Raw genomic sequence first — 8,803 nt, forward strand, 5'->3', positions numbered from 1 at the left:
GAATGCCTTGCTGCATAGGAGGGGAACATGATGCAAGCACAAAAGAAAAAGCCGGTCAGTGGGACGACACTTTTCCGGCTTAAAACTGCAATAACCAATTAATTACAGGAGGGATTATGGCAAATATTGCTGAAATAATCAATTTTCCTGTGCCTGAAGAGGCACTCAAGGAGTCGTGCGTGGCGCAGCTGGAAGATGGTTTCTTGCGCCTGGCTAATGATCTTCTTGATGCAACCATGTGTTCAGGGCTACCAGAGACTGAACTCTGCATCCTCATGGCCGTTTGGCGAAAAACATACGGGTACAGCAAGAAGCTGGACTGGATAAGTAACGAGCAACTGGAGGCGATGATCGACAAGCATCACACGCATTGCTCCACGGCAAAAAACAATCTCATCAGGAAGAAAGTGCTGATTCAGGAAGGCAGGAAGATTGGCATGAACACCCGCATTTCTGAGTGGGAAACTAAAAATAACGGATTCTGCAAAACATTAGCTAAACCTGCTAAGAAGGAAACATTAGCGGAACCTGCTAAGAAAAACTTAGCAGAAGTTGCTAACAGACCTTTGCAGAAGTTGCTAACCACAAAAGACAATAATACAAAAGACAAGAAAGACAGTATTACCCCTATAGTCCCCAAACCGAAAAAATCACCACCACCGGCATACGATCCGCTTACAGCGGAACTCCCCAAATGGTTAGCTGCTGACGAGTGGCATTCATGGGTTCAGTACCGGAAAGAAATCAGGAAAGCCATCAAGTCCAGGCAAACTGTCACGCAGTCGATTAACACCCTGTCACGCTGCCGTGAAATGGGTTATTCGCCGGGTGAGATAATCAACCGCAGTATTGGCAACGGCTGGCAAGGACTCTTTGAGCCAAAGCAACCTGCACGACCTCAGCAATCGAAGCATCCCTCTGTCGCAGATAATTTTTCTACCAGAGATTACGGCACAACCCAAATTCCTGACTGGGCAAAGGGACTGGTATGAACTACAGCGAAGAAATCACAACGGTGCGCCAAAAGTTGGCAGACCTGAATACGCCCCCCAAGCCACTTGAACACACGGTGTATGAGGAGGTTGAAGCCATATGTGACAAGCACGGTGTATTTAAACAGCGTTGCCGCAGGATGGCACTCCACGGCAAAGGGATTGGGACCAAAACCGAATGCCCGTTCTGCCTGAAAGAAAAATTAGCGCAGTTGGAGCACGCCGAAGCGGCGCAGGAAAAACAGCGCAAGCGCAGCAAAATTAACATGCTCATGGATAACTTAAGCCTGCCTGAACGCTTTGCTGATGTCACCCTGGATAATTACGAGCCCGTGAATTCTGATGCGGCATGTTGCTTAACGCTCTGTAATACCTATGCAACCCAATGGCCTGAACGTCTTAAGCGTGGTTGTGGCTTGGTGATGTGTGGCAAGCCCGGTACAGGCAAGAATCATCTGGCGTTGGCCATTGCGAAGCAGGTCATCAACGAGCACCAAAGTTCAGCGCTATTCACAACCGCCCTACGGATCACTCGGGAATTCAAATTAACGTGGAGCAAAAACGCTGAGTGCTCAGAGGCTGAGGTGATTAAACGCCATACTCAGCCCGATTTGCTCATCATCGATGAGGTCGGTGTTCAGTTCGGCAGCGACGCAGAAAAACTGATTTTGTTCGAGGTCATCAACACGCGCTATGAGAGCATGAAACCGACTATCCTCATCAGCAATCTGGCGCTGAACAAACTGGCTGGATTTATCGGTGAGAGGGTGATTGACCGCATGAAGGATGGGGGGGGCTGCACGCTGGCTTTCACCTGGGACAGTTACCGGTCGCGGAGTGGGATCTGATGATAATCGATAACCTGCTTTCACCCGCATTCTTAACCATAACGCAATTGCATTACCAGCCTGAATGCTATCGCCTGACGTTATCCGACGCCAGCGATTTGCCCTATCTGCCGCTTAACCTCTTCGGGGGTGACGCGTGAGCCAACAATTCCACCTCATAAACGAAAGCGTTAAGCAGAACGCGATCAATTTCATCCGCGATCTTCCGGTAGACCAGAAACGCCCGCTGATCCTCGATATCAAAGAGATGAAACGCACAGCAGAGCAAAACCGCAAGATGTGGCCACTGCTGAAAGACCTCTCCGACCAGGTTGTGTGGTTCGGCAATAAATACGACTCCGACGACTGGAAAGACCTGATCACCGCGCTGGTGGCTAAGACCAAAAAGCAGGAGCAGCGTATGGCTCCCGGGCTGAACGGTGGCGTAGTGATGTTCGGCCAGCGCACCAGCAAGATGAAAATAGGCCAGATGGTGGAAGTCATCGAGGCTATTTACTGGTTCGGTACCCAGCAGGGCGTCCGGTTCAGCGAAAAATCAAAGCTGGAGATCGCGTGGGCGAAGCGGTGGGGTGAGCGTCATGCGTAAGATGCCCTGTTTGTTTTGCGGAAAACCAGCGACCTTACTTTGCGATGGCATTCTTGGCTATGTCGCTGACGAGGATGAAAACGGCATGATGGCTGGCATGCCCCGCAAGATGCATACCTGTGACGCGCCTATGTGCCGCTCCTGTGCAACCTGGCAGGGAAATATCTTCTGGCATGGGCAGAGCAGCGGCATGGATTCAACGGACTACTGCCCAATCTGTGAAGCGATATATCGTGTTGGTAAAGCTATCCGCGTGGCACCACACCGGAAAGACTGCTCCATACCTGAACCCTGTATGACTGACGAACAGGCATCGATCATCCGTCACGCTCATTGGGCCAGTTACCAGAGCAAGTACCAGCATGGTTTGAAGATAGAGCAGGGAGGCGGTCAGCAATGCCTTCCGTTCTGAAGACCTACCGCAGCAAAAAATGGCTGGCCACCGTTGGCAGCATAGAACAGTGCGTCCTGTGCGGCAGGTGGGGAACGCAGGTTGCTCACCGAAATGAGGGAAAGGGCATCGGTATTAAAACGGATGACTGTGCCAGTGCTGCACTTTGCATCTGTTGTCATGCTGAGATCGACAACGGCAAGAACCTGACCCGGGAAGAGCGCCGCCAGCTTATGGATCGCGCCATTATTCTTACCATCCAAAAATTATCCAGAGAGGGGAGGTTAACAGTGCGATGACGGAATATCACCTGAAACTGCCGTGGCCACCATCGTTAAACACCTACTGGCGACACGCACGACATCGGCACTACATCAGCGAGAAAGGCAAAGCATACCGACAAAGCATCATCCAGATAATTCAACAGCAACACCTCGATATCAACACTCCCGCAAGACTGAAAATTTCCATTATCGCCAACGCGCCAGACAAACGACGCCGTGACCTCGACAACCTGCAAAAGGCGGTTTTCGATGCGCTCACGCATGCGGGCTTCATGCTGGACGACGAGCAGATAGACGATTTCAGGATAAAACGCGGTCAGCAAGAGCGTGGAGGCAGTCTGGATATCGTCATCACTGAATTGGAGGTGGCATGAAATTCCTTCACGACATCCTCAACCTCTTCACGCACATCATCTCAACTATCCAGCCAAGGCATTATCAGTGCTGGGATGCCAGTCCTCGGAGGAAAGCCAAGTGAATTTGGAGTCGATACCGAAATACTTCTCACCGAAATCACCGAAACTTTCCGACGAATCCCCGGCAACACGAACAGACTCACTGTCGATAACTGATGTGATGGCCGCCATTGGCATGACACACCAGGAGGGAGGTATAGGGTTAGATTTATTCCTGGCTAAGATTGGCGTCAGCAGCCCGGATAAAGCGATTGAGGGATTGTTAGGCATTGCTAATGGTCTGGCGGGACGACGCAGGCCTATCTCAGAACTCGATGAAGATACTAAATCGAAGCTACTGCAAGTGCTTGCAACGTTTGCATATCAGGACTATGCGCTTAGTGCTGCGAGCGTTAAACCGTGTCCAGATTGCACTGATGGGTTTATCGATACGGAGGTGTTTACGACAAAATCCCATATGCCACAGAGAGAAAAGGAATTCGTGAAGATGTCTGTATTCATGGGAGTAAAGGATTTCATCCCATCAGCTTATGAAGTGCATCGCAATGTGCGTGAAGTGGTTCGCGTGCAATGCCCGACATGCTGCGGTAAAGCGGTCGTCAGCAATTCATGCCGATGCAAGGGAAGGGGGAAGGTAGTGGATGAGGTGGCGACAAAAGCTAACGGCGGCTTGCCTGTCTACAAAGAATGCCCGAAGTGCAAAGGGAATGGATACCGCAAAATGCCCTCTGAGAACGTCAGGCGAGCTGTGTGTTTGCAGGTGATGGATATACCGGAAACATCATGGAGGCGTCACTACAAGCCATTCTATGAGGCTATTGTGGGCGAATGCTTCAAGGAGGAATCAAAGGCATCTGCCGCACTACATAAAATTACTCGATAGGAGCACGATTGCTACGGATGGCGGCATTTTAAAAACTAACTATTGACAGTTTGGCGAAATTTTCCCATCATCATTCTAACAATGGGGTAATTGCATATTGTTGGTGGTGAGATAAACGAGGCGGCGCTCACCATTGAACCGCCAAGCGGGTATGTTCAGCCGATGGCTTGCTACTCCCGCCGCATAGGCTGAGAGGTCTTGTTAACGGATAATACTCCGTCAAACCGCCTGAAAGGGGCGGTGCCAATTCAGGCCCCAGCCTGACAGCTGGGGCTTTTTGCATCTGGAACTCTGGCGTAGATGGTTCGCGCGGATGCCTGAAGAGCATCAGGAAATAGTTCGATTCTATCGGGTTCCACCATATTCAAGGCTGGGCTAATTGCCCGGCTTTTTTATTTCTCCTTTTCAATAACACACAGCGCCATCCCTGCCGGGAGGTGAGGGTATGACACGAATGAGCACTCTCTACAGCAGGCTTTCATACGGAAGCGGGACGGGGCTAATAGGGCTGGGCGCATCAGCTAGAGCCTATGCAGCATGAGACGAGTGGAGCAGCGAACCCCACACCGAAATGCTGGAGGAATACTACAAAAATCAAATGACATCGGAGCACATTTTGAGCACAATGTAGCTACAAAAAGCTTGGAGTATGCTATGGCAAGCAGTAACGATGTTGTTCGCGCGCGGATTGACGGACATGTAAAAGAGGAAGCCACGAACGTGTTGGCAGGAATGGGCTTATCCGTTTCGGATGCGATTCGAATGCTGCTCACACGCATTGCAGCCGACAAGGCGCTTCCCTTCGATATCAATCGTGTGCAGGCTCAGCCCAGTATCAAGCAATGAGCCTCGGCCTGTAAAACTCAAAAAAACCAGGGCTAAGGTATATAGGCATGGATCGCATACAACAACTCAACTACGAAAAGGACTTCCGCATTGCCTTCCTGGAATCTAAGGGGGACGGATTTCAATGTTTGTTCGAGAAGCTGATGTCAAAAGCACATCCCAATAACTTTATCGCTTGCCGGCCCTGGGGCAATGTCGGGGATCGCAAGAACGACGGATATCTGCCTTCCGCGCGAATCCTTTTTCAGAGTTACGCCCCCAATGAATTAACCGCTGCCGAGGCCATAAAGAAGATCAACGAAGACTTCGAGGGGGCCCAAGAGCATTGGGAAGATTATTTCGATGAGTGGACGTTCGTGCACAACGCACCGGATGGGCGTCTGGGTCCACACATCGTTGAGGCCTTGGCCAAACTTGCGCAAGACAACCCACAGATCAAGATCGGGCACTGTGGCTACGAGGAAATGCTGGCGAAGTTCCGTCAGCTAAGCCTTCAGGATCTCGAGTCTTGGTTCGGCCCTTCGTTAACCATGGAAGCAAATGTCAATCTGGGCTTCAGCGATCTGGCCGCTGTTCTCACTCACATCAGCATCACGCCCGTGCCTACGGCGAGCGAGGTCACGGACGTCACGCGCGGAAAGATCGAAGCAAACCTTTTGTCTCAAGCTGTGGCAGACTTTTTGAAAATCGGTATGCAGAAGTCACCGCTCGTTGTGCAGTTCTTCAATAGCTGGAAAAACCCTACCTACGGTGAGCAGATCGCGCAGGCGTTCAAGAGCAAATACGTGGGACTGCGGGATGGAGTCCCTCAGCTCCATCCCGATGAAATATTCGGCCGCCTGGAATCGTGGGCCGGGGGCACGACGAATACCACGCCCTCGCACAAGGCGGCGGTGTTAGCCGTAATGGCATACCTGTTCGACGAGTGCGAAATTTTTGAAGACGCTCAAGCGGTAGGTACTGCATGATTCTGCCATCCAAACATCTGCCGCAGGATCGTGCGCTTCTCACTGTCGGTGCATGTGTATTGACATTCCTAGCACGCCCCAAGACTGTCTCCGCACTCTGGGAGGAATTGAACAGACACGACACAGGCTTGACCGCAACGCCTCGGCGAATCACATACGACTGGTTTTTGCTCTCCCTTGATCTGTTATACGCACTTGGAACTATCGAACTTGAAAGCGGCCTTGTGGCCCGGAGGACAGCGTGATTCATCACATTTTCTGCACGCTGCCTAGCTTCAAAGATCTTGGCGATCTGAAGCCCGGCCTGAATATGCTGCTCGCCCAAAAAACAAATGGGGCAACCACCAAGCAAACGCGAAATCGTGCCGGCAAAACCAGTTTCGTTGAGTTGGTGCATTTTCTGCTCGGTGCCGATGCCGGTAAAGAGTCGATTTTCCGCACCGCAGATCTGGCCGAACACACCTTCAGCATGGACTTCGATCTGAAGTTGGAACGAACAGTCGTCGAGCGCAGTGGTGGCTCCAAAGCTAAAATCTTTGTAACGGTGCCGCCCTCACGTAACGTCAAGCTCTCTGCCACCGAGTGGTGCGCGTTCCTCGGCGAACAAATGTTTGGCCTCAGCAGCCTCGAAGCTGCGGGCAGCAAGCCACCTTCGTTTCGTTCGCTGTTTGCCTACTTTGTACGCCGACAGGCGAGCGGTGCCTTTATGACGCCAGAAAAGCAGGCTACTATGCAGGGAACTGGCGACATGCAGATGGCGCTGATGTTCCTACTCGGACTGGATTGGCAGATTGCCCGAGATTGGCAAGCTGTACGCGATCGAGAAAAGACCCTCAAAGAACTGAAGAAGGCGGCTAGCAACGGTGTGTTTGGTTCTATGATCGGCAAAGCCGCTGACTTGCGCACAGAGCTCACCATCCAAGAAGCTCGCCTCAAGAAGCTTCACGAAGAAGTTGAGACTTTTCATGTTTTGCCGGAGTACCGGCAACTGGAAGTCGAGAGCGCAACGCTTACCCGCCAGCTCAACGACTTGGCCAACGCCAACACCATCGACTTCTCGGCTATTCGTGATCTGGAAAGCGCTCTCGCCTCCGAGGTTACGCCGGACCATGAGGACCTTCAAGCTGTCTATCAAGAGGCAGGTATCGTGCTTCCCGGTTTGGTTAAACGTCACTATGAAGACGTTAAGAGCTTTCACGAATCGGTAGTGCGCAATCGCAAGGACTATCTGTCCAGCGAGCTTGAAGCTGCCAAGCTACGCATCGAGTTACGTGACAGTAAGAAAGCGCAGCTCGACCAACGGCGCAGCGAAATCCTTGGCATTCTCAAGAGCCATGGTGCGCTCGAACAGTTCCTCAAGCTGCAGGGAGAATTAGGGCGCCTGGAGTCCGAAGTGGAATCGCTGCGGCAATGCTTTGAGGCTGCCGAGCAACTCGAAGGCACCAAGAACGAGTTAGATATTGAACGCAATCGCCTCACGATCCGCCTGCGGCGTGATTTCGCCGAGCAGAAGGATCGACTGGCGGAAGCCATTGTTGCCTTCGAGGAAATCTCGCAACGCCTCTATGAGTCAGCCGGCAGCATGACGATCGATGAAACCTCCAACGGACCTATCTTCAAGTTTCCGATGCAGGGACAGCGCAGCAAGGGCATCAAGAACATGCAGATTTTCTGCTTTGATATGATGCTTATGCGCTTATGCGCCAAGCGGCAGGTAGGGCCAGGATTCCTGATTCATGACAGCCATCTATTTGACGGCGTTGACGGGCGCCAAGTTATCAGCGCCTTGCGTCTTGGCTCAGAGATCGCCCAAGAGCTTAACTTCCAATACATCGTGACAATGAACGAAGACGACGCCTTTAAGGAAACAATAGATGGCTTCGATCTCAACGAATATGTACTACCCAAACGCTTGACCGATGCTACAGAAGATGGCGGGCTTTTTGGCCTCAGATTTGGATAAACATCCGATTTATGGGTCGTGTATTCAATGTGTTGATTGCAGTGTAAAATATCCGGTTTTGGATGTGGAATACAGTGGCTAGGTTCCGCTCGCGTGGCGGGAGAGAGGCTGGTTTCGCTGGTGGTGTCGGTTGTGGTTTCGGATCCCTTGCGGTTTTATTGGATTAGCAAGATCTGCCGTAAACCCTCGCCCGATAGGGCGGGGAGCAGTCACCTCATTTGATTTCCTTACATCGGGTTGTGGTTATCCAGAGGATACCATAACAAGCAGTATTTCCTGGCGGTTGTGGTGACAGCAGGGAACACGCGCCGGGCGTGAGAAGTACCCGTCAAACCTTTCAGGCTGCGCTTATGCGTGGCTTTTTAATTTCCCCTTTCAATAAGATATCGCCATCCCTGCCGGGAGGTGAGGGTATGACACGAATGAGCACTCTCTACAGCAGGCTTTCATACGGAAGCGGGACGGGCTTAATGGGCCTTGGCGCATCTGCCAGAGCCTACGCCGCATCAACCAAAGAGAGCGTCCTGCTGCTTGCAGATAAGGTTGCCGGGTTAAGCCTTGGTGACTGGGCAATTATTGTCGGTATGGTCTGCACTATCGGCACTTTTGTAATCAACTGGTACTAC

13 protein-coding genes, 1 tRNA gene and 1 pseudogene are annotated in these 8,803 nt (G+C 51.6%); all 15 read left to right on the forward strand.

What is annotated here, in order from left to right; translation table 11 throughout:
* Positions 1-116 precede the first annotated feature (116 nt).
* Positions 117-992: a replication protein gene (locus QZ506_RS12610; protein WP_291971475.1), complete on the forward strand. Its 876-nt coding sequence runs from the start codon at positions 117-119 to the stop codon at positions 990-992.
* Entirely contained in the window at positions 989-1,840 is an 852-nt protein-coding gene (locus QZ506_RS12615) for an ATP-binding protein (protein WP_291971477.1), read from the forward strand. The genes QZ506_RS12610 and QZ506_RS12615 overlap by 4 nt, the downstream gene beginning before the upstream one ends.
* Positions 1,840-1,980 (forward strand): hypothetical protein, encoded by a 141-nt coding sequence (locus tag QZ506_RS12620; protein WP_291971479.1) that lies wholly within the window; start codon positions 1,840-1,842, stop codon positions 1,978-1,980. The genes QZ506_RS12615 and QZ506_RS12620 overlap by 1 nt, the downstream gene beginning before the upstream one ends.
* Positions 1,977-2,426: a recombination protein NinB gene (locus QZ506_RS12625; protein WP_291971481.1), complete on the forward strand. Its 450-nt coding sequence runs from the start codon at positions 1,977-1,979 to the stop codon at positions 2,424-2,426. The genes QZ506_RS12620 and QZ506_RS12625 overlap by 4 nt, the downstream gene beginning before the upstream one ends.
* Entirely contained in the window at positions 2,419-2,838 is a 420-nt protein-coding gene (locus QZ506_RS12630) for a hypothetical protein (RefSeq protein ID WP_291971483.1), read from the forward strand. Before QZ506_RS12625 ends, QZ506_RS12630 begins: the two co-directional genes overlap by 8 nt.
* Positions 2,823-3,116, forward strand: coding sequence for a hypothetical protein (locus QZ506_RS12635; protein ID WP_291971484.1), 294 nt, complete (start codon positions 2,823-2,825; stop codon positions 3,114-3,116). The genes QZ506_RS12630 and QZ506_RS12635 overlap by 16 nt, the downstream gene beginning before the upstream one ends.
* Positions 3,113-3,475, forward strand: coding sequence for a RusA family crossover junction endodeoxyribonuclease (locus tag QZ506_RS12640; protein ID WP_291971486.1), 363 nt, complete (start codon positions 3,113-3,115; stop codon positions 3,473-3,475). The genes QZ506_RS12635 and QZ506_RS12640 overlap by 4 nt, the downstream gene beginning before the upstream one ends.
* Positions 3,476-3,575: 100 nt before the next feature.
* Positions 3,576-4,400, forward strand: coding sequence for an antitermination protein (locus tag QZ506_RS12645; RefSeq protein ID WP_291971488.1), 825 nt, complete (start codon positions 3,576-3,578; stop codon positions 4,398-4,400).
* A 285-nt stretch (positions 4,401-4,685) separates the two neighbouring features.
* A tRNA-Phe gene (locus tag QZ506_RS12650) sits at positions 4,686-4,761 on the forward strand.
* Between the two features lie 84 nt (positions 4,762-4,845).
* Positions 4,846-4,935, forward strand: a pseudogene (locus QZ506_RS21635) (holin); the annotation flags it as partial.
* Between the two features lie 119 nt (positions 4,936-5,054).
* A complete protein-coding gene (locus QZ506_RS12655; RefSeq protein ID WP_291971490.1) occupies positions 5,055-5,246 on the forward strand; it encodes a type II toxin-antitoxin system RelB/DinJ family antitoxin in 192 nt (63 codons plus the stop codon).
* A gap of 47 nt (positions 5,247-5,293) precedes the next feature.
* On the forward strand, positions 5,294-6,214 hold the full coding sequence (locus QZ506_RS12660; RefSeq protein WP_291971492.1) for an ABC-three component system protein: 921 nt from the start codon (positions 5,294-5,296) through the stop codon (positions 6,212-6,214).
* Positions 6,211-6,459, forward strand: coding sequence for an ABC-three component system middle component 6 (locus QZ506_RS21640; protein WP_367273019.1), 249 nt, complete (start codon positions 6,211-6,213; stop codon positions 6,457-6,459). Before QZ506_RS12660 ends, QZ506_RS21640 begins: the two co-directional genes overlap by 4 nt.
* Positions 6,456-8,177: an ABC-three component system protein gene (locus tag QZ506_RS12665; RefSeq protein ID WP_291971495.1), complete on the forward strand. Its 1,722-nt coding sequence runs from the start codon at positions 6,456-6,458 to the stop codon at positions 8,175-8,177. The genes QZ506_RS21640 and QZ506_RS12665 overlap by 4 nt, the downstream gene beginning before the upstream one ends.
* 413 nt (positions 8,178-8,590) lie before the next feature.
* Positions 8,591-8,803: HP1 family phage holin (locus QZ506_RS12670; protein WP_367273020.1), on the forward strand; the 213-nt coding region annotated here is incomplete at its 3' end.

This window comes from Candidatus Symbiopectobacterium sp., assembly GCF_020054415.1.
In the GTDB taxonomy this organism is placed as follows: Bacteria; Pseudomonadota; Gammaproteobacteria; order Enterobacterales; family Enterobacteriaceae; genus Symbiopectobacterium.

Bases quoted from the DNA above. Each gene is read 5' to 3' on its own strand.
- QZ506_RS12610 (WP_291971475.1), top strand. From the start codon at position 117: ATGGCAAATATTGCTGAAATAATCAATTTTCCTGTGCCTGAAGAGGCA.
- QZ506_RS12615 (WP_291971477.1), top strand. From the start codon at position 989: ATGAACTACAGCGAAGAAATCACAACGGTGCGCCAAAAGTTGGCAGAC.
- QZ506_RS12620 (WP_291971479.1), top strand. From the start codon at position 1,840: ATGATAATCGATAACCTGCTTTCACCCGCATTCTTAACCATAACGCAA.
- QZ506_RS12630 (WP_291971483.1), top strand. From the start codon at position 2,419: ATGCGTAAGATGCCCTGTTTGTTTTGCGGAAAACCAGCGACCTTACTT.
- QZ506_RS12635 (WP_291971484.1), top strand. From the start codon at position 2,823: ATGCCTTCCGTTCTGAAGACCTACCGCAGCAAAAAATGGCTGGCCACC.
- QZ506_RS12640 (WP_291971486.1), top strand. From the start codon at position 3,113: ATGACGGAATATCACCTGAAACTGCCGTGGCCACCATCGTTAAACACC.
- QZ506_RS12655 (WP_291971490.1), top strand. From the start codon at position 5,055: ATGGCAAGCAGTAACGATGTTGTTCGCGCGCGGATTGACGGACATGTA.
- QZ506_RS12660 (WP_291971492.1), top strand. From the start codon at position 5,294: ATGGATCGCATACAACAACTCAACTACGAAAAGGACTTCCGCATTGCC.
- QZ506_RS21640 (WP_367273019.1), top strand. From the start codon at position 6,211: ATGATTCTGCCATCCAAACATCTGCCGCAGGATCGTGCGCTTCTCACT.